The sequence below is a fragment of the Streptomyces sp. NBC_01255 genome (genome assembly GCF_036226445.1).
Lineage (GTDB): Bacteria > Actinomycetota > Actinomycetes > Streptomycetales > Streptomycetaceae > Streptomyces.
Genome location: NZ_CP108474.1, coordinates 856,776 through 876,625, shown reverse-complemented (window position 1 = coordinate 876,625; position 19,850 = coordinate 856,776). Strand labels below are relative to the sequence as shown.

Annotated in this window: 12 protein-coding genes; 9 read left to right on the top strand and 3 right to left on the bottom strand. The window is 72.9% G+C overall.

Annotation, left to right across the window (positions count from 1 at the left end; all coding sequences use genetic code 11):
• Positions 1-63 precede the first annotated feature (63 nt).
• Entirely contained in the window at positions 64-6,723 is a 6,660-nt protein-coding gene (locus OG357_RS03650) for a type I polyketide synthase (RefSeq protein WP_329619726.1), read from the top strand.
• A 136-nt stretch (positions 6,724-6,859) separates the two neighbouring features.
• The gene (locus OG357_RS03645; RefSeq protein ID WP_329619725.1) at positions 6,860-7,267 is read left to right on the top strand and encodes a YybH family protein; all 408 of its coding nucleotides are present in this window, start codon (positions 6,860-6,862) and stop codon (positions 7,265-7,267) included.
• 110 nt (positions 7,268-7,377) lie between these two features.
• On the opposite strand, the gene OG357_RS03640 is transcribed toward OG357_RS03645, so the two are convergent.
• Positions 7,378-7,623, bottom strand: coding sequence for a DUF6296 family protein (locus tag OG357_RS03640; RefSeq protein WP_329619724.1), 246 nt, complete (start codon positions 7,621-7,623; stop codon positions 7,378-7,380).
• A 218-nt stretch (positions 7,624-7,841) separates the two neighbouring features.
• On the opposite strand from OG357_RS03640, the gene OG357_RS03635 reads away from it, so the two are divergent.
• Positions 7,842-8,450, top strand: a complete 609-nt coding sequence (locus tag OG357_RS03635; RefSeq protein WP_329619723.1) for an HPP family protein — start codon at positions 7,842-7,844, stop codon at positions 8,448-8,450.
• A gap of 89 nt (positions 8,451-8,539) precedes the next feature.
• Positions 8,540-8,791 (top strand): DUF7660 family protein, encoded by a 252-nt coding sequence (locus tag OG357_RS03630; protein ID WP_329619722.1) that lies wholly within the window; start codon positions 8,540-8,542, stop codon positions 8,789-8,791.
• A gap of 17 nt (positions 8,792-8,808) precedes the next feature.
• On the opposite strand, the gene OG357_RS03625 is transcribed toward OG357_RS03630, so the two are convergent.
• A complete protein-coding gene (locus OG357_RS03625) occupies positions 8,809-10,023 on the bottom strand; it encodes an IS110 family transposase (RefSeq protein WP_329619721.1) in 1,215 nt (404 codons plus the stop codon).
• A gap of 297 nt (positions 10,024-10,320) precedes the next feature.
• Here OG357_RS03625 and OG357_RS03620 point away from each other — a divergent pair, with 297 nt between their 5' ends.
• Genes OG357_RS03620 through OG357_RS03600 form a run of 5 tightly spaced genes read left to right on the top strand, consistent with a single transcriptional unit; the run spans position 10,321 to position 17,700 of the window.
• On the top strand, positions 10,321-10,824 hold the full coding sequence (locus OG357_RS03620) for a hypothetical protein (RefSeq protein ID WP_329619720.1): 504 nt from the start codon (positions 10,321-10,323) through the stop codon (positions 10,822-10,824).
• Complete coding sequence (locus OG357_RS03615) at positions 10,824-12,218, top strand: hypothetical protein (RefSeq protein WP_329619719.1); 1,395 nt, start codon at positions 10,824-10,826, stop codon at positions 12,216-12,218. Before OG357_RS03620 ends, OG357_RS03615 begins: the two co-directional genes overlap by 1 nt.
• Positions 12,215-13,609 (top strand): VWA domain-containing protein, encoded by a 1,395-nt coding sequence (locus OG357_RS03610; protein ID WP_329619718.1) that lies wholly within the window; start codon positions 12,215-12,217, stop codon positions 13,607-13,609. Before OG357_RS03615 ends, OG357_RS03610 begins: the two co-directional genes overlap by 4 nt.
• Before the next feature lie 12 nt (positions 13,610-13,621).
• A complete protein-coding gene (locus tag OG357_RS03605) occupies positions 13,622-14,746 on the top strand; it encodes an ATP-binding protein (protein ID WP_329619717.1) in 1,125 nt (374 codons plus the stop codon).
• On the top strand, positions 14,743-17,700 hold the full coding sequence (locus OG357_RS03600; RefSeq protein WP_329619716.1) for a hypothetical protein: 2,958 nt from the start codon (positions 14,743-14,745) through the stop codon (positions 17,698-17,700). Before OG357_RS03605 ends, OG357_RS03600 begins: the two co-directional genes overlap by 4 nt.
• On the opposite strand, the gene OG357_RS03595 is transcribed toward OG357_RS03600, so the two are convergent.
• Complete coding sequence (locus tag OG357_RS03595; RefSeq protein ID WP_329619715.1) at positions 17,681-19,717, bottom strand: ATP-binding cassette domain-containing protein; 2,037 nt, start codon at positions 19,715-19,717, stop codon at positions 17,681-17,683. The two genes, OG357_RS03600 and OG357_RS03595, sit on opposite strands and share 20 nt — an antisense overlap.
• Positions 19,718-19,850: the final 133 nt, after the last annotated feature.

Below are 19,850 nucleotides of genomic sequence, written 5' to 3'. Positions count from 1 at the left end.
TCGCCGCCGCGCGCCCTTCCTCCGCCTCTCCGACGACCCACTGATCTGGGAGACCGCAAGCCCATGAACAACGAAGAAAAGCTCGTCGACTACCTCAAACGCGTCACCGTGGACCTGCAGAAGACCCGCCGGCGGCTCGCCGAGCTGGAGTCGGCGGCGTCCGAACCCGTCGCCGTCGTCGGCATGGCCTGCCGCTACCCGGGCGGCGTCGCCTCCCCCGACGACCTGTGGAACCTCGTGGCCGAGGGGCGCGACGCCATCACCGAGTGGCCCGCCGACCGCGGCTGGGACGTCGACGCCCTGTACGACCCCGAGCCGGGCCTGCCCGGCCGGACGTACACCAAGGAGGGCGGCTTCCTGGAGGGTGCGACCCGCTTCGACGCGGGCTTCTTCGGGATCTCGCCGCGCGAGGCCCTCGCCATGGACCCCCAGCACCGGGTGCTCCTGGAGACGGCCTGGGAGCTCTTCGAGAACGCGGGCATCGACCCGACGGCCCTGCGGGGCAGCAGCACCGGTGTCTTCGCCGGCATCGTCGAGCAGAGCTATCTCGGCCTCGACGGACCGGAGGAGTTCGAGGGATACCTCATGACGAGCAAGCTCGGCAGCGTGGCCTCCGGCCGCATCGCCTACTCGTTCGGGCTCGAGGGACCGGCCGTCTCGCTCGACACGGCCTGCTCGTCCTCGCTGGTGGCGCTGCACCTGGCCGTTCAGTCCGTACGCTCGGGCGAGTCGGCGCTCGCGGTCGCCGGCGGTGTCACGGTCAACGGCCACCCCGGCGGGTTCGTCGATTTCTCCCGGCAGAACGGCCTGTCCGCCGACGGCCGTTGCCGGTCCTTCGCCGCCTCGGCGGGCGGCACCGGCTGGTCCGAAGGGGTCGGCCTTGTCCTGGTCGAGAAGCTGTCCGACGCGCGACGGAACGGGCACCGCGTCCTCGCGGTGATCCGGGGCTCCGCCGTCAACCAGGACGGTGCCTCCAACGGCCTGACCGCCCCCAACGGCCCTTCCCAGGAACGGGTCGTCAAGGGGGCGCTCGCCGATGCCGGACTGACGACCGCCGACGTCGACATCGTCGAGGCGCACGGCACCGCGACCCGGCTCGGCGACCCGATCGAGGCGCAGGCACTCCTCGCCACGTACGGGCAGGGCCGCCCCGCCGACCGGCCGCTGCGCCTCGGCTCGCTCAAATCCAACATCGGGCACACCGTCGCCGCTGCCGGCGTCGGCGGCGTGATCAAGATGATCCAGGCCATGCGCCACGGGACCATGCCGAGGACGCTCCACGTCGACGAGCCCACCCCCGTGGTCGACTGGCACGCGGGCGCCGTCGAACTCCTCACCGAGGAACTCGCTTGGCCCGAGCTCGACCGTCCGCGCCGCGCCGCGGTCTCGTCCTTCGGCGTCAGCGGCACCAACGCCCACGTCATCCTCGAAGAGGTGCCGGAGACGATCACCGCCCCGGAGGAGGAGACGGCGAGCGGGCAGGACACGCCCTGGGTGCTGTCCGCGAAGTCCCGCCCCGCCCTGCGCGATCAGGCGCGTCGCCTCGCGGAGCACCTCGCCGAGCGACCCGAACTCACCGACCAGGACGTGGCGTTCTCGCTCGCGACGACCCGGGCCGCGCTCCCCGAGCGGGCGTCGATCGTCGGCGCCGACCGGGAAGCCCGGCTGGCGCGGCTCACGGCCCTCGCCGAGGGCGAACCCGCCGCGGGCCTGGTGACGGGGAGCGCGGGCCGGTCCGGCAAGACCGTGTTCCTGTTCCCCGGCCAGGGCTCGCAGTGGGCCGGCATGGCCGTGGACCTCATGGACACGTCCCCGGAGTTCGCGGCGCGCATCGACGCCTGCGCCGAGGCGCTGGCCGAGTTCACCGACTGGTCGCTCCAGGACGTCCTGCGCGGAACCGACGGACGCGGAGCCGACGGAAGCGGAACCGACGGAAGCGGAGCCGACGGCACCCCCGGCCTGGAGCGGGTCGACGTCGTCCAGCCCGTCCTGTGGGCGGTGATGGTGTCACTCGCCGAGCTGTGGCGCTCCCGGGGCGTGCGTCCCGAGGCCGTGATCGGACACTCGCAGGGCGAGATCGCGGCGGCGACCGTCGCCGGGGCACTCACCCTCCGGGACGGCGCCCGCGTCGTGGCCCTGCGCAGCCAGGCGATCGGCCGGGTCCTCGCCGGTCTGGGCGGCATGGTCTCCGTGGCCCTTCCCGCCGCGGAGGTCCGCGAGCGGACCATGCCGTGGGAGGGCAGGATCCAGATCGCCGCCGTCAACGGCCCCCGCTCGGTCGTCGTCTCGGGCGAGAACGAAGCGCTCGACGAGTTCCTCGCGGACGCCCGGGCGGACGGGATACGGGCCCGTCGCGTCCCCGTCGACTACGCCTCGCACTCGGCGTACGTGGAGCTGCTCCAGGACGAACTGTCGTCCCTCCTCGCGGATGTGGCCCCCCGTCAACCCGAGATCCCCATGCTGTCCACCGTGACCGGGGAGTGGGTCGAGGGGCCCGAACTGGACGCCGGATACTGGTACCGCAACCTCCGGCAGACCGTCGAGCTGGAGCGGGCCGTCCGTGCCCTCCTCGGGCAGGGCTTCGCCACCTTCGTGGAGGCCAGCGCCCATCCGGTCCTCGTGACCGGGATCCAGGACATCGTCGAGGACGCCGGGCGCGACGCCGTCGTGATCGGCACGCTGCGGCGCGACGAAGGCGGCCAGGAGCGGTTCTGGACCTCGGCCGGCGAGGCGTACGTGCGGGGTGCCGCCCCCGACTGGGACGAGGTCTTCGCGGGCTCCGGGGCACGGCGCGTCGACCTGCCGACGTACGCCTTCCAGCAGGACCGGTACTGGTACGAGCCGGCCTCTGCCGCCACGGACGCCGTGGGCCTGGGCCTGGACGCCGTCGGGCACCCCCTGCTGGGCGCGGCCGTCACCGTCGCGGGGCCGCACGGCGACGAGGCGCTCTTCACCAGCCGGATCACCCGGCACTCCCACCCGTGGCTGGCCGACCACGTCGTGGACGGGGCGGCCGTCCTGCCGCCGGCCGCCCTCGTGGAACTGGCGGTGCGGGCCGGGGACGAGTTCGGCGCCACCGTCCTTGACGCGTTCTCCGTCGAGGCGCTGCCGAGGCTGGACCCCGGAGCCGGGCTGCGCGTGCAGGTCGGCGTGGGCGCGGCGGACGAGTGGGGACGGCGTACGGTCACGGTCCACACCCGGCCCGAGGCCGGTGACGTCACGTGGCAGCTCGCCGCGCGGGGCCAGGTCGGCGTGGACGCCTCCGAGCCGGACTTCGCGCTGGAGACCTGGCCGCCCGCGGGCGCGACCGCGGTCGACCTGGACGGCGCCTACGAACGGCTCGCGGGAGACGGGCCGGCCTACGGCCCCGGCTTCCGGGGCGTGAGCGCCGCATGGCGGCGCGGCGACGACCTCTACGCCGAGGTGCACCTGCCGGAAGCGGGCCGGAACCGCGCACTGCCCGGCGAGTTCGGCCTGCACCCCGCCCTCCTGGACGCGGCCCTGCACGCGGCGCCGCTGACGGCCACGGCGCTGCCGACGGCCGGGGCGCAGCCGATGTCCGAGGCGCAGCACGGCTCCGCCGAACATCCCGGTTCCCGGTCCGCGCGGCTTGTCGTCGCATGGCGGGGAGTGCGCCTGCACGCCACCGGCGCCTCCCTCGTCCGCGTACGTCTGACGCCCGCCGGTGACGGCACCCTCGCCGCGTACCTTGCCGACGCGACAGGGAGGCCCGTGGCCACGATCGCCTCGCTCGGCTTCGGCTCCGCCGAGGCCCGCGCAGCTGCCGGGACACGCGAGCACGACGCCCTCTTCGAGGTCGCCTGGGCGCCCGTCGGCCTCGAAGGTGCCCGGAACGGGACCGCGTCCTGGGGTGTACTCGGCGCCGGGTCGCCGCAGCTCGACGCCCTCCTGCCGGGCGCCCGGCACCTGCCCGACGTCCCGGCGGCCGGGGAGGCCGTGCGGTCCGGCGACGGGCAGCCGCTCTTCGCCGTGCTCGCCCCCGCAGGCGGCGCGCAGGGCGGGGTGCTGCCCGGCTCGGTCCACCGGGCCGCGCGCCACGCGCTCGCCCTGGTCCAGGAGTGGCTGGCGGACGACCGGCTCGCCGGGACCAGGCTCGTGGTCCTCACCCGTGGCGCGGTCGCGACCCGGACCGAGGACGTGACCGACCTCGCGGCGTCCGCCGTCTGGGGGCTGCTGCGCTCGGCCCAGTCCGAACACCCCGGCCGCATCGTGCTCGTCGACACCGACGGGTCCCCGGCCTCGGACGCCGTACTCCCGCAGATCTCCGGCGCCGGCACCGGCGAGGCTCAACTGGCCCTCCGTGACGGACGGTTGCTCCGGCCCCGGATGCGCCGCGTCTCACACACGGGGGACGGTCGTCCTTCGGGTTCCTGGAACCCCGAGGGTACGGTCCTGATCACCGGCGGCACCGGCTCGCTCGGAGCCCTCTTCGCGCGCCACCTGGTGACCCGCCACGGGGTGAGGGACCTGCTCCTGACCAGCCGGCGCGGCGAACAGGCCGTCGGGGCGCGGCAGTTGGTCGACGAGCTCACCGGGCTCGGTGCCCGGGTGACGGTCGCCGCCGCCGACGCGGCCGACCGGGAGGCGCTCGCGCGGGTTCTCGCCGACGTCCCGGCGGACCGCCCGCTGACCGGCGTCGTCCACCTGGCCGGCGTCCTGGACGACGGCCTGATCGCGGACCAGACGCCGGAGCGACTGGACGCGGTGCTGCGGCCGAAGGCCGACGCCGCCTGGAACCTCCACGAGCTGACCCGCGGCCTCGACCTCTCGGCCTTCGTCCTCTTCTCCTCCCTCGCGGGCGTGATCGGCGGCGCCGGCCAGGCCCCGTACGCCGCGGCCAACGCCTTCCTCGACGGCCTCGCCGCGCACCGCGCGGCCCGCGGACTGCCCGCGACATCCGTCGCCTGGGGCCTGTGGGAGCAGTCCGGCGGCATGACCGGGGACCTGGACGAGGCGGACCTCCGACGTATCGCCCGGGCCGGCTTCCGGCCCGTCACCGCCGAGAACGGACCGGCGATCCTCGACGCCGCCCTCGCGCAGACGCTGCCGGCCCTGGTCGGCACCCCGCTTGACGTGGCCGCCCTACGGGAGAACCCCGGCCGGGCGCCGCTGCTGCTGTCCGCGCTCGCCGGCGCTCCCACCCGCGGCACCGCCCGGAACGCCGCCGACCGCGGCGCCTCCTCCGGCCGGGACCTGCGCGGGATGAGCGAAGCCGAACAGCTCGCGTACCTCCTCGGGGTCGTCCGGGCCGAGGCCGGTGCCGTGCTCGGCCACCCCGACCCGGCGGGCATCGACGGGGACCGGCCCTTCCCCTCGCTCGGGTTCGACTCGCTGACCGCGGTCGAACTCCGGAACCGGCTCGACGAGGTCGTGGGGGTCAGGCTCCCCGCCACACTGGTCTTCGACCATCCGACGCCCGCGGCGCTCGCCGCGTACCTCCGCACGGTCGCGCTGGAGGGGCAGGCGGGAAGCGCCGCCGGCCAGGCCGGGGCGAACGGTGACGGCGGTGCCGCGCCGCACGCCGTGGACTTCGCGGCCGAGACCGTACTCCCCGAGGACCTCCGGCCCGAGGGAGTCGTCACCCGGGTCGCCACCGACCCCAGGGCGGTGTTCCTGACCGGGGCCACCGGCTTCCTCGGCGCCTTCGTCCTGCGCGACCTGATGCGGACCACGGCCGCTCGCGTGCGGGTGCTCGTCCGCGGAGCGGACCGGGCCGAGGCGGGGGAGCGGCTGCGCGCCAACCTGGACTGGTACCGCCTCGCGGAGGAGGTCGACGAGAGCCGGATCGACATCGTCGTCGGCGACCTCGCGCAGCCCCTTCTCGGCCTCGACGAGGGGGAGTTCGACCGGCTGAGCAAGGAGACCGACGTCGTCTACCACGTCGGCGCCTCGGTCAACTGGCTCCATCCGTACGAGGACGTGAAGGCGGCGAACGTCTCCGGCACGGTCGAGGTCCTGCGGCTCGCGGCCCGGCACCGTACGGTCCCCGTCCACTACGTGTCGACGACCGGGGTCTTCTCGGGCGCCGACAGCGGCGGCGCCGCGCTCGCGCCGGACGCGCCGACGGGCCCGGCGGAGTCGCTGCCCACCGGCTACGTCCAGAGCAAGTGGGTGTGCGAGCAGCTCATCGGGACGGCCCGGGAGAGGGGCCTCCCGGTCTCGGTCTACCGCGTCGACGTGATCTCCGGCGACCAGCGCAACGGGGCCTGCCAGACACGGGACTTCGTGTGGCTGAGCCTCAAGGGCATCCTGCAGGCCGGCGCGGTCCCGGAGGGGATGGTGGGGCCCGTCCACCTGATGCCGGTGGACTACGTCAGCGCCGCGATCCTCTCGATGTCGGGCCGGGAGGGCGCGGTGGGCCGGACGTTCCACCTCTACAACCCGAGCGAGCTGACGTTGGCCGAAGCCGCCGACCACCTGCGGTCGTTCGGGTACCCGCTGGGTGAACTGGACCGGGACGACTGGCTGGAGCTCGTGCGCTCCGACCGGGGCAACGCGCTGGTGCCGCTGCTCGACGCCTTCGAGCTGCTGACCGCGGACAGTTCCGGTTTCTACCCGCCCATGGACATCGCCGACACGCTGGAGGTGCTCGCGGGCACCGGAGTCCACTGCCCGCCCGTGACCAAGGAACTGTTCGGCAGGTACGTCGACTTCTTCACCGAGGTCGGCTACTTCCCGGCGGCACCGATGACCGAGGGGTGATCCGCGCCGAATCGGCGATTACCCCGCGGTGGACGGGGGGTGGGGCGCTGCCGCGTACGGTCGGCGTGCCCTCGGCCCCCCCGTCTCAGCCGGTAACACCAAAGAAGGCACCAACGAAGAGGGAGCAGTCATCACCATGACCACCACCGATCTCGACAACCTGGTCCTCACCGACGACGTGGAGCAGCAGAACCAGGCGTTCATCGACGCCTTCAACTCGGGCGACGGAGCCATCTTCGACCAGCTGTACCGCGACGACGCGATCTCGAACCTCTCGGGCCGTGCGCTGACGGGCGCGGAGCGCCGGCAGGGCATCATCGACCTGCTGAAGACCGGCCCCAAGCTCGACTCGAAGGTCGTGCACAACTACGTCGCCGGGGACGTCTCGCTGGTGATCGTCGAGTTCCGCCTCGACGTCGCCGACGAGCAGGGCGGGCGCCAGATCATCACGGGCACCTGCACCGACGTCATGCGGCGCACCGGCGACAACCGCTGGATCATGGCGATCGACCGTCCCCTCGCGGACGAGCTCCCGACCAAGTAGCCGCCCGCGGACGTCACAGACCCCCACCCGCCTGCCCCGGCCCCGAATCCCCCGCGGGGCCGGAACCAGGAGAACCCCCCGTCCCCGTGGACGGGGGGTTCTCCGTGCTCTCAACGCTCTTCCGGCTCATCGGGGAGCGGGCGGGCCGCGACGCTCTGGGCTGGTTCCTGGTGGCCGCCCGAGGCGAGGACGCGCACCTCGCCGCGGTCGCTGATCTCCGCTCGGATGATGCCCGTCGGGTCGGCGTACACCGGATGGCCACCGGGCCCCGAGGAGAGGGTGCGCTCCACGATCACGACGTCCCGGGCCGAGCCCGTGCCGTCGGAGAACACCAGCTCGTACCTGAGTGTGTTCATTCACCCCACTTTACGCCGGATGTGCGGAGGGCACCGCGTCGACCCCACCCCCTCCGGTGCGAAACCGCTGGTTAGAGTGGTGATCGGTTGCGCCGCCGCATCAGGATCACGCGCATGACCGGGCCGACTGTCGATCACAGAGTCCCGTACGACCGTCTCCTCGACCCCTGCCCTGTCCTGCCCGGCCCACGGCCGCCTGCCCGGAAACACCGCATCACATGAGCACCGACGCCGTCCCCCGTACCGAAACCCACCCCACGGACTCCGTCGACCCCACGGACTCCGAGGGCCCCACGGGCTCCGAGGGCCCCGCAGCGCTCACCCGCCTCCGTCTGCCCAGGATCGCCGGCCGGGCTCCGGCCCGCCCCGCACCCGCGGCCGCGTTCCACAGCGTCACCGCGGCGACGGCCGCCCTGCTGGGACTCGTCGCGATCGGCGCCGCCATCCACGAGCCGGTACTGATACCGCCGCTGGCCGCCAGCGCCGCCCTGGTGCACTGCGCCCCCACGCTCCCCCTGGCCCAGCCCCGCAGCGTGGTCGTCGGCCACCTGCTCGGGGCCGCCGCCGGATACGCGGTCGCGACCGCGGCGGGCGGCAGCACCTGGGCCGCCGCCGTCGCCGCCGGTGTCGCCCTCGCCCTGACGACACTGGCCCGGACCCCGCACTCGCCGGCCTGCGCGACCGCCGTCGTCATCGTGCTCCAGTCGCCCGCGCCGGGCCGGTTCGTCCCGCTGCTCTTCGGCGCCACCGTCCTGCTCGTGCTGACCGCGTTCACCGCGTCCCGCATCCGCCGCGGCGCACCGAAGTACCCCGCCTACTGGTGGTGAACGACCCACCTCCAGGCCCCTCCCGGGCCGTTGATGCTCCTATTGATCGTCAAGCGCTCTGCGGACGAGGTGGAGGGTAGGTTCGCTCTATGTCACTGATTCCCGACGATGAAGTCCGCAGCCGCGACGAACTGGTCTCCTTTGTTCGAGGACTGCATGAGGACTATCTCCGAAGGGGAGACGAGTGGGAGAACCAGACCCTCGATCGATTCCTTGAGGCCCTTGCGGCATGGATGCATGACTCGCCGGGCTGGTATCAGAACGTGGGTCAAGAGCTCCCCGAAGGCGGGAACTGGGCTTTCCTGGCGAAAGCGCTTCAGGCCGCCACTGGCTATGAGTGAACCTCCGCGTCAGAGGGTCAAGCTGCGATGAGCCAGTCGCGGTAGGCGCCTGCGAGGTAGTCGTCGCGGCGGGTGCCGCGTTCGACGCAGGAGATGACGGCGGGCCAGACGCCGAAGTGCTCGGCCACGGTGGTGAGGGTGATGTTCTTGGACCGCCGCAGAGGTCGTAGGTCGGCGATGTCGGGGACGGTGACCGTGGTGGTGAGGTAGCGGAACACCTCGCGGGCGATGGCCCGCTTGAGGAGACGGATGATCTCCTTCTTCGTCCGGCCGGCCGCGGTCTGCCGTGCCACGTATTCGCGTGTGCGCCGGTCGCTGGCCATGCGGACGAGGGATATGCGGTAGAGGGCCGCGTTGGCGGCCCGGTCACCGCCTCGGGAGAGGCGGTGACGGCTGGTCTTGCCACTGGAGGCCGGCACGGGTGCGACGCCGCATAGAGCGGCGAAGGACGCCTCGGTGCGGAGGCGGTCGGGGTTGCCGCCGGCGGTGATCAGGAGCTGGGCCGCGGTGTCGGGACCGACGCCGTAGGCAGCTCGCAGGCCCGGATTGTGGGTGCTGACCACGCCGTCGAGTGCGGCTGTGAGCTCGTCGTGCTCGCCGGTGAGGGCCTGGACCCGCCTGGCCAGGCTCTTCAGGGCGGTCAGGACGGCAGTATGGACCGCGTCCCCGTGGGGTCGCTGGCGGGCGAGGGTGTCGATCAGCACCTTGCCGCGTAGGGCCCGGTAGCGGTCGCGGATAGCGTCGGGGGCACTGACCAGGATGTGACCGATCTGGTTGATGGCGGCGGTGCGGGCTTTGACCGTGGACCGGGCGGCGTTGTGGAGGGCACGTATGCCGGTGACGGCGTCGTCCTTGGGCGCGCTGGACGCGCGTCCGGACAGTGCGGCGCGGGCGGCGGCGTAGGCGTCGATGGGGTCGGACTTGCCGTTGCGGCGGCGTTCGGCGCGGTCGGGGCGGTTGACCTCGACCACGGTCAAACCGGTGGCCCGGGCCGCGCGGGTGAAGCCGGTTCCGTAGGACGCGGTGCCTTCCACGCCGATCGCGATCACGTCCCCATGGGCGCCCAGGAACGCGAGGGCCGCGGTGTATCCGGCCGTGGTGGTGGGGAACTCGGCGTCGGCAACGTGACCGCCGTTGTCGGTGACGACCGCGACGTGGATGGTGTCGGCATGAGAATCCACGCCGCCGAACACCCACTGCTGATCCATGTCCACCGTGCCCGCTGACGTCATGCTGGGGGTGCCTTCCTAGCCGGAGGTGACACCGGCCAGGTGGCGCAGACAGGACATTGATGGGGCTTCTGACCAAGCTCCTATCAGGTCATGTTCCACCTGGCCGGAGCCATGAAGAACGGGTCCCGGCGGCCGGACGGTACAACGCGAAGACAGCCCAGCAGGGCGTCAGTCAGTGGGAGAGCCACGGCCCCCGGAACCCGCTACGAGTATCAATGTCAGTGGGCGGGGATAGGTTCGTTCCTGTCGCGCCGCTCCGGCGTGAACATCCCCTTTGACGTGCATGGGAGAGGTGTCTTGACGGTCTGGGAGACGTCGAGCGTGGTGCGGGTCGTACCGCCCGCGCGACCGCGGAAGCTCGCCAAGGTGCCGTTCGTCGAGCTGGCAGACGGGCGGTTGCAGGGTGTCGTGTCCAGCGGGTCCGACATAGGGCGCGTGTACGTGTCCTCGATCGCGGCCGGGACGTACGCGTTCGCGTGCAGCACCAACAACAACCGTCCCTGCGGCGGCGCGCGCGGCGCGTTCTGCAACCACATCCGGGCGCTCGTCGCCGAGGCCGTCCTGCAGTACGGGGCCGAGCGCGTCGCCCGCTACCTGAAGGCCGAGACGCCCGGCGAGGAGCCCGACGCCCACGCGCTGGTCTCCGTGATGACCGCGACGCGCCCCGCCCAGGGCGACACCGCGGCGGCCGCCCCGGTGTTCAGCCGGTTCCTGCGGCACCTGGCCTACCTCGAACGGGAGCCGGTGACCGTGCCGTTGCCCGAGATGCAGTGGTTCCCGCCGACGAGGGCGGTCGCCTGATGCGTACGGATCTGCTCTCCGACCCCGTGGACGGGCTCGACGAGGCGCTCGCCGCCGTCGACGCCTTCGACCGGGTGCTCGTCGCCGGACTGCTCCGCCCGCAGCCCGCGCAGGCCGACGGCCTCACCGCGCTCACGGACGCCGTCGCCGGGACGCCACTGGCCTCCCGCGTCGCCGAGGCCGCCGAGAAGGCGGCGGCCGGCGCGGCGGGCGAGGAGCACTTCGTGGCCCTCGCCGCCGCCCGCACCGCCCTCATGGGCTCCGCGCACGACGCGCTCGTCGCCCGCGTCGGGGACGTCACGGGCCGACCCCGCGAGGAGGCGACCGCACCGGCCGCCGCAGGCGAGGGACCCGCCGCCAACGTCCTCGCGGCCGCCCGCGCCTGGCTCTGCGACATCGCCCGCGCAGGCTGGCAGGGCATCGACCACGAGCTCGTCGCCGGTGCCGCGCCCGTCGTCTCCGCGATGCTGCCGGACCCGCTGCTGAGGCGTCAGGCCACCCTGCTCGACGGCTTCGCGGCCGAACTGGCCGCCTCCTGCCCGGGCGCCACCCTGGAGCGCGTCCCGGTGCGCCGCTGGGCAGACCTCTGGTCCCGCGCGCTGCTGCTGACCCTGCCGGGGGCCACCCGCGCCCCCTCGGCGTCCACCGCGACCGGCCGTCTGCTGCCGCTCGGCGTCGACGTGCAGGAGCACGCCACCGCCGTACAGGCCCAGGTCCACGCGGTGTTCGAACCCGCCGACGGCGCGCCGCCACGCCTGGTGCGGGCCGCGGTGTCCGCGCCCAAGCCGGACACCGTCGTCGGCGCCGGACTCTGGCAGCTGCTCCGCCCGCGGATGTCGCTCCTGGCCGCCGTGAGTGAGGGCCGCTCCATGGAGGTCGACGCGATGCCCGTCACCGCCGAGGGAGACCTCGTCTGGGACGACGAGCGGGCCCGCGTGGGGGAGCCCGCCGACCCGTTCGCCACCGCCCGGGTGATCCTGTCCACCGCCTCCGACCCGGTGACCGCCCCGCTGGACCGTCACCCGGTCCGGATCGCCGTGCCCGTCCTCGTCGAGGGGTACGCGGTGGAGCCCGACGACGACGGGACGACGGCGTTCGCGGTCGCCGGGCACCGGCTGGCCGTCGACACCGACCGCGTCCCCGCGGCCGGTCCGCTCACTCCGGAGGCGGTCGCCGCGTCCGGCGCGTGCATCGGACTTCTCCGCTGGGACGCCGGAGCGTTCGTCCTCCAGCCGCTCGCCGTCGAGACGACCGCGCGGAAGAAGACCGTCGCCGTCCACGCGGGCGCCTGGGCCGGAGGCACCACCGACAAGGCCGGCGTCCGGGCGGAGAAGGCGGCCACGGACTCCGTCGCCGTCCTGCGCGAACGAGCCGGAAGGCTGCTGCGGAAATGACCGACCGCACTGCCCCCGTCCCCCCGGTCACTCCCGTCCCCTCGGTCACCCCCGTCGACGCCGCCGACTCCGACGACAACCGTCGCCAGGTCCTCTACTGGCGTCTCCTCGCCCGGCTCTTCGACCACGAGGAGCAGCCCGCTCTGGAGTCCGCGAGCCTCGCCGTCGTCGAGGACATCGGCCTCCCGTCGGCGCTCCTCGACCCGGGCGCGTCCGTCGACTCCGTCGTCCAGCGCCACCCGGAGCTGGCCGACGAGTTCGACGGCCTGATGACCCCGGAGCCCGAACCGGACGACGCCCGCGACCGGGCAGCCGAGGTGCGGCGCGCCGCCCTCGCGTCGAAGGTCCTGCTCAATGTCTTCTCCACCGGTTCCGGCACGGTCTCCGCCGGTCAGCTGGCGCGCTGGCAGTCGGACGCCGGCTGGCTGGAGCGCGCCCTCGGCTGCCCGCCCGGCGGGCTGCGCGGCGGCCGGGCGGCCGGAGCGGGCCTCACCGGTGGCGGTCTCGGCGCCGAACTGGGCGCCGTCGAGGCCGACCTGGTCCAGCGCATGCACCTGCGCGAGGTGCTGGCCGATCCCGCGCTCGCGGCGAAGCTCACCCCGAGCATGTCCCTGATCGAACAGCTCCTGCGCGACAAGGGCAATCTCTCCGGCATCGCCCTGGCCAACGCCAAGTCCCTCATCCGGCGTTATGTCGACGAGGTCGCCGAGGTCCTGCGTACGCAGGTGGAGAAGGCGACCGTCGGAGAACTGGACCGCTCGGTCCCGCCCAAGCGGGTCTTCCGGAATCTCGACATCGACCGCACCATCTGGAAGAACCTCACCAACTGGAGCCCGGAGGAGGAGCGTCTCTACGTCGACCGCCTCTACTACCGGCACACCGTCCGCAGGACCACGCCCCAGCGGCTCGTCGTCGTCGTGGACCAGTCCGGTTCCATGGTCGACTCGATGGTCAACTGCACCATCCTGGCCTCGATCTTCGCCGGACTGCCGAAGGTGGACGTCCACCTCATCGCGTACGACACCCGTGCCATCGACCTCACCCCCTGGGTGCACGATCCGTTCGACGTCCTGCTCCGCACCAACCTCGGCGGCGGCAACGACGGGCCGGTCGCCATGGCCATGGCCCGGCCGAAGATCGCCGAACCCAAGAACACCGTCATGGTGTGGATCTCCGACTTCTACGAGTTCGACCGCTCGCAGCCGCTCTTCGAGGGCATCGAGGCGGTCCACCGGTCCGGGGTGCGGTTCATCCCCGTCGGCTCGGTCACCAGCTCCGGACGGCAGGAGGTCAATCCCTGGTTCCGCGAGCGGTTCAAGGCGCTCGGCACCCCGGTGGTCTCCGGCCACATCGACAAGCTCGTCCACGAACTCAAGACCTTCCTCACCTGAGAGGCCCTTCGCATGTCCGACCTGCTCCGCGCTCCCGCCGAGATCAAGTACGCCGAGGAACTCGACTGGCTGGAGTCGATCGACGACAACCCCAAGCCGTTCTCCTGGCGCCTGTCCCCGAAGATGGTCCGCCTCTTCATCCTCGGCTCCGAGCGCGCCGACGGCCTCGACCGGGAGGTGACGCAGAAGTGGTTCGGCGACCGCAGCATCGTCGAGCGCTCCATCGTCACCCTCGCCTCCGACCGGGGCCTGTTGCTCATCGGCGACCCCGGCACCGGCAAGAGCTGGCTCGCCGAGCTCCTCTCGGCCGCGCTCAGCCGCAACTCCACCCTCGTGGTGCAGGGCACCGCCGGCACCACCGAGGACCACATCAAGTACTCCTGGAACGTGTCCATGGTGATCGCCAAGGGGCAGTCGCGGGAGTCGATGATCCCCTCGCCGATCATGACCGCGATGGAGACCGGCACCATCGGCCGCTTCGAGGAGCTGACCCGCTCCACCAGCGACGTCCAGGACGCACTCATCTCGATCCTCTCCGAGAAGTACGTCTCCGTCCCCGAGCTGGAGAGCGACGGCGGCGGCGACAACATCGTCTTCGCCAAGCCCGGCTTCTCCATCATCGCCACCGCCAACAGCCGCGACCGCGGCGTCAACGACCTGTCCTCCGCGCTCAAGCGCCGTTTCAACTTCGTCCGCATCCCGGTCGTGACGAACAAGAAGAGCGAGGCCGAGATCGTCCGGTTCCGCACCGAGGAGCTCCTGCGCCGGCACCAGATCGACCTGGACGTGCCGCCCACCCTCCTCGACGTTCTCCTCCAGAGCTTCGCCGATCTCCGCGCCTCCGCCGCGGCCGCGGGCAGCGACGACGAGAAGCTGGAGTCCGCACTGTCCACCGCCGAACAGATCGGCGTACTGGAAGACGCCGTCCTCCACAGCAACTTCTTCGGCGAGCGCGCCCTGACCGCACGTACCCTCGCCTCCTCGCTCGTCGGCTCCCTCGCCCGCCGCGAGCCGGAGGACCTCGCCATCCTCAACAAGTACCTGCACGGCGTCGTCGAGCCGCGCGGCAAGGCGGAAGGCGGCTCCTGGCCCGAGTTCCTGGAGGGCGGCCGCGACGCGATCGCCAAGCTGGCATGAGCGCGGCCCCCGAGACCCCGTTCGCCGCACTGCGGGGACAACTCCACGAAGCCGCCTCCGAGTTCGCCGGCGGAGGGGACGCCCTGGAAGGCATCCTCCTCGGCATGGTCGACGACGTCGACCGGGCAGCGGGCGAACCGCTGGAGATCTTCCCCGTCTGCCACCACTCGCCCGCGTCGGCGCTCGCCATGGCCCGCCGACTGCGCGAGAAGCAGCCGAAGGTCGTGTACCTGGAGCTGTGCGAGGACATGGCGCCGCTCCTGACCGAGCTGCGCAACTGCCGACTGCCCGTCGCCGTCCAGGCGTTCGCCAGCGACATCGACGGCTTCCCGCCCGACTGGGCCCCGCTGTCCGTCGTCGCGCCGATCACCGAGGCCTCCGCCGAGTACCAGGCCATCGCGTACGCCCTCGACACCCCCGGCGTCGAACTGGTCCTCGTCGACCGCTCCTCCGACCACGTCTTCCAGTGGGACGCCCGGCACGACCGGGAGGACGAGGGCGCAGCGGGCGCGGCGGCCCCGGGCGCGAAGCCCGCGGAGACCGAGGCGGAGGCGGCGCTCCACGGCGAGGCCGTCGGCGTCGAGATCGGCGACCTGCGGCCGCGTTTCGCCGAGCTGGAGGAGCACCTGCTCCGCCACGGCAAGGTCCGCCACTGGTCGGAGTGGTGGCACCAGTACGTCGAGGTACCGCTCGGCGACAGCGATCACGACACCTACCGCCAGGTGATGTTCCTCATCGGCAGCCTCTTCCGGCGGCTCGCCCCGGGCGACGGGGACCGGGTGCGCGTCGACGAGGACCGCGAGCGGTACATGTGGACCCGGATGCGGGAGCACCTGGCCGCGACCGGCACCGACCCGGCGGACTGCCTGTACGTGTGCGGCGCCTTCCACGCCGCGAGCCGCGTCGACGAGTTCGGCGTGGACGGCACCACCGGCACCGACGGCACCACCGGCTTCACGATCTCCCCGCGGACCGCCACCACCTGGCAGTACGGGCTGATCCCGTCCAGCCACACCGCGATCGAGGCGCAGTTCGGTCTCGCCTCCGGATCGGTGTCGATCGCCGCGACGCAGTGGGCGAAGAACCTCAAGCGCACCCGGGTGAAGCCGTACCGTCTGGAAGGCCAGGCCGGCACGAAGAAGCCGGCCGCGACAAAGGCGGCCGTGAAGGCCGCCGCTCCTGTCGTGCCCGTGGGCGCGGACGACCGGCTCTCCGGCTTCCTGCGCCGGCCGCCGGTCGTCGACACCCTGGACGAGGCCGAACTGCTCGGCTGGTCCGTGGACATCGTCCGCGCGGCCCGCCGCAGCGGCTACCTGGCCTCGACCGCCGACGCGATCGCCGTCTTCGAGACCTCGATCCTGCTGGCGGGCATGCGGGACCGGGCCAAGCCGACGCCGTACGACTTCCAGGACGCGGCCGTCACCTGCATCGAGAAGGACTCGGTGCCGGGGCGCCGGGACGTGCGCCGCCTCGTCGAGATCATGATGGGCGGCGACCGGATCGGCCAGGTCGGCTACGACGCGCTGCCGCCCCTGGCGCGCGACGTGCACGACCGGCTGGCACCGCTGGAGCTGAACCTCCAGCAGCGCGGCGTGCGGCGCGCCCTGCTCGACATGGCGTCCGAGCCGGACCTCCGGGCGTGCTCCGACGTCCTGTGGATGCTGCGCCGTCTGATGCCGCCCGGCGCCGCCCGGCCCATCATGGGAGAGCGGCGGCTCGGCGAGCGGTCGATCCAGGAGTCGTGGGACCTGTCCCTCGGCACCCACCAGCGGGCGCTCATCGAGCTCGGATACGAGGGCGTGAGCCTCGAACAGGTCCTGGAGCAGCGTCTGCGGCGCACCGCGCACGGGCCGCAGGCGACGACCGCGCAGGTCCTGGCTGCGGTCGAGGACGCGACGCTGTACCTCGGCGGCCGGCGTCTCGCCGACGAGCTGGGCACCCGCGCCCTGGAGGTCCTGGCGGCCGAGCGCACGGTGGACGGGGCGCCGGAGGTGCTGCGCCGGGTGCGCGGCCTCCTCGCGTACTACCGGACGAGCGAAGCGGTGCTGCCGCCGTGGATCGAGTCGTTCGTCAGAACCGGCTACGCGCACTACTGCACCCTGCTGCCGACCGCCTTCCGGGACGAGGAGGCGACGGCCGGGCAGGTGGCCGCGATGCTGGGCTTCCTGTTCAGCATGGAGAGCCTGGCGCTCTCCCTGGGGTGCGACCGGACGCAGCTCGAACTGTCGGTGGCGCAGTCGCACCCGCAGGACCCGGCGAAGACGGCACTGCTGTGGGCGGCGCAGGTGCAGCTCGGCACGCTCTCCCGGGAGGAGCTGCGGGCCCGTTGCGACGAGCTCCTCGGCAACCCGCTGGTGGTGCCCTCCTATCCGCGCTACCTCAGCGGCTTCGTCCACGCGCTCGAACCGGTGCCGGGACTCGCGGACGTCGTGGTGGAGGCCGTGTCGAACGCCTTCGGGCGGCTGCCGGACGCCGTCCTGCTGCCGTGGCTGCCGGTGCTCATCACCACGCTCCGGTCGAACGCGGCGGAGCTGGCGCCGCTGCTCATCCGCGAGGCGGGCCGGATCTTCCCGGCCCGGCTCGCCGCCCTGGACGCCTGGGTCCCGCCGTGGCGTCAGCAACCGGCCACCCCCGCGGCGGCCCGCGCCCGCCCGCACTCCACGACCCCACGGGGCGCGGCCCTGCTGCCGGTGCACCCCGACACCTGCGACGCGCTCGCGGAGCTGCTGGGCTGCACGGACGGCTGGACGCCCACGGACGGACCGCCTCCGCACCCGCAGGGCGCGGCCCTGCTGCCTGCGCACCCGGAGACCTGCGACGCGGTGGCGGAGCTGCTGGGCTGCGAGGAGGGCTGGACCCGAACGGGCCCAGCCCCACACCACCCGACCCTGACGGACCGTCACCCGGACACGGCAGAAGCGGTGGCGTCCCTCCTCACGGCGTCATGTCCGTAGCGGACGCGGTGGCCGTGGGGGATTCGGCGCCCGCGGGCCCGCCCTGGGAAGGGACGGAGGGGCGCACGAACTGACGGGCCTGGAGCTCGTACGCCTCGCGGAAGGCACCCGTGCCGGTGACGGGGTCCATGAGTTCCGCGAAGGTACCGGCCTCCACGACCCGGCCCTCCTCCATCACGTAGATGAGGTCCGCGTGGGCCACGCTGTGCAGGCGGTGGGTGATCAGGATCGTGGTCTGGCCGGTGCCTGCGAGGCGGTGGATCTGGTCGAAGACCCGCTGCTCGGCGGCCGGGTCGAGGGCGCTCGTCGGTTCGTCCACGATCAGGACCTGGCCCTCGCGGTACCGCGCCCGGGCGAGGCCGATCTTCTGCCACTGCCCGCCGGAGATCTCCTGGCCGCCCCGGTAGCCGCGCGCCAGGAGCGTGTCCAGGCCGCGGGGGAGTCCCTTGACGACGTCGTCCGCACCCGCGTACGCCGCCGCGTCCCCGATCGGCGCGTCGTCGAGCGGGCCACCGGGCCGGCCGATGCCGATGTTGACGCGGGCGGTGAAGGGCCAGCGGTGGAAGTTCTGCGCGACCATCGCGACACGGTCGAAGACCTGCGCCCGGCAGGCCCGCGCCGTGTCGACCCCGCCCCAGGTCACCCGGCCGTCGTCCGGGAGGTAGAGCCCGCAGAGCAGGCGGGTGACCGTGGTCTTGCCCGAACCGTTCCTGCCGACGAACGCGACCGTCCTGCCCCGGGGGACGACCAGGTCGACCTCGCTCAGGGACGGCTTCTCCGCCCCCGGATAGGTGAAGGTGACCTTCTCGAACCGGATCTCGTCGACCTCCTCGGGCAGGTCCACCCCGGTGGTGGGGATCTCGCGGCGGACCGCCTCCTCGCAGAGGGTCTCCAGATCGGCCACGAACAGCGACTCCTCCTGTACGTCGGTGACCCGCAGTACCAGATCGGTGATGCTCGCCGAACCCGTACGGATCGCGAGGACGGCCGTGCCGCCGACGGCGAGGGCCATGTGCCCGTCCCACAGGAGCAACCCGAGCACGGCGTACGTGCCGACGGTCGCCAGACCGCGCGCCGCGTCCGCCGTCAGTCCCGTCCGGGCGCCGATCCACGCCAGCCGGGTCTGTTCCCGCTCGCTGGTCTCCGCCATGCCCCGGAAGTGTTCGAGGAGGAACGGACCCACGTCGTGGACCCGGACCTCGCCCGCCGCCTGCTGGTCGATCAGGAGCCGGCTGATCAACTGCGCGGCCCGCGCGTGCTGCACGAACCGGTGCCAGCTCACGTACCGCGCCCGCGCCATCGTCAGCGAACTCCACGCGCTCGGCAGCGCCATGGCGATCAGCAGGGGCAGCAGCAAGGGGTGCAGGACGGTGAGGACGCCGGCGGCCGCGACGAGCGAGATCGCCGAGGTGACCACGGCCGTGCAGTACCCGACCATCCGGCGCGACGACTCCGCACCCCACTGGGCGGAGTCCATCAGCTTGTGGAACGCGTCGTCCTCGATGGCCTCCAGCTCGACCCGGGCGACCAGGCCCAAGTACCGCTCCGTGGCGACCCGTTGCACCTTGGGCTCCAGGATCCCGGTCGCCGCGGCGGAGGCCGACTTCCCGGCGGAGGCGAGCACCGCGAGGACGGCGACGACGACGAGGGAGGGCAGCGCGGAGCGCAGTCGCTCGACGGTGCTGCCCTGGGCGAGGAGCTCGACCAGGATCGCGTTCACGGCGATCAGCGACACCGCCTGGGTGACACCCCGCCCGAACTCGGCTGCCACGACCGTGTACAGAGCCCGGCGGTCGGCCTCGCGGGCCAGCCGCACGGCGATGCCGACCTGCCGGGGGAGCGAGAGCGCCATGGCGCGCAGGCTCAGCTTCAGCCAGACGCCGTGGTGCCGGCCCCAGCCGAAGTCGTACGCGAGCTCCCCGCCGAACAGCAGCCGTTCGGAGGCGGAGGGGCCGCCGTCGGTGGTGTCCTGATCGGGTGGGGTGGGTGTCGTCGGCGGGGTGGGGGAGGGATGCATGGTGTCCTCCGTCGCTGAGCCGTCCGGGTGTCGCCCGGATGTCATGCGGCTCAACGAAACGACGGCAATGTCGAACACGCGTCTTTCGGACGTGTCACGATCCGCATGGCAGAGCGAGAACCCGAGCGTGCCG

Bases quoted from the DNA above. Each gene is read 5' to 3' on its own strand.
- OG357_RS03615 (WP_329619719.1), top strand. From the start codon at position 10,824: ATGCGTACGGATCTGCTCTCCGACCCCGTGGACGGGCTCGACGAGGCG.
- OG357_RS03640 (WP_329619724.1), bottom strand. From the start codon at position 7,623: ATGAACACACTCAGGTACGAGCTGGTGTTCTCCGACGGCACGGGCTCG.
- OG357_RS03605 (WP_329619717.1), top strand. From the start codon at position 13,622: ATGTCCGACCTGCTCCGCGCTCCCGCCGAGATCAAGTACGCCGAGGAA.
- OG357_RS03645 (WP_329619725.1), top strand. From the start codon at position 6,860: ATGACCACCACCGATCTCGACAACCTGGTCCTCACCGACGACGTGGAG.
- OG357_RS03630 (WP_329619722.1), top strand. From the start codon at position 8,540: ATGTCACTGATTCCCGACGATGAAGTCCGCAGCCGCGACGAACTGGTC.
- OG357_RS03625 (WP_329619721.1), bottom strand. From the start codon at position 10,023: ATGACGTCAGCGGGCACGGTGGACATGGATCAGCAGTGGGTGTTCGGC.
- OG357_RS03650 (WP_329619726.1), top strand. From the start codon at position 64: ATGAACAACGAAGAAAAGCTCGTCGACTACCTCAAACGCGTCACCGTG.
- OG357_RS03600 (WP_329619716.1), top strand. From the start codon at position 14,743: ATGAGCGCGGCCCCCGAGACCCCGTTCGCCGCACTGCGGGGACAACTC.
- OG357_RS03610 (WP_329619718.1), top strand. From the start codon at position 12,215: ATGACCGACCGCACTGCCCCCGTCCCCCCGGTCACTCCCGTCCCCTCG.
- OG357_RS03595 (WP_329619715.1), bottom strand. From the start codon at position 19,717: ATGCATCCCTCCCCCACCCCGCCGACGACACCCACCCCACCCGATCAG.
- OG357_RS03635 (WP_329619723.1), top strand. From the start codon at position 7,842: ATGAGCACCGACGCCGTCCCCCGTACCGAAACCCACCCCACGGACTCC.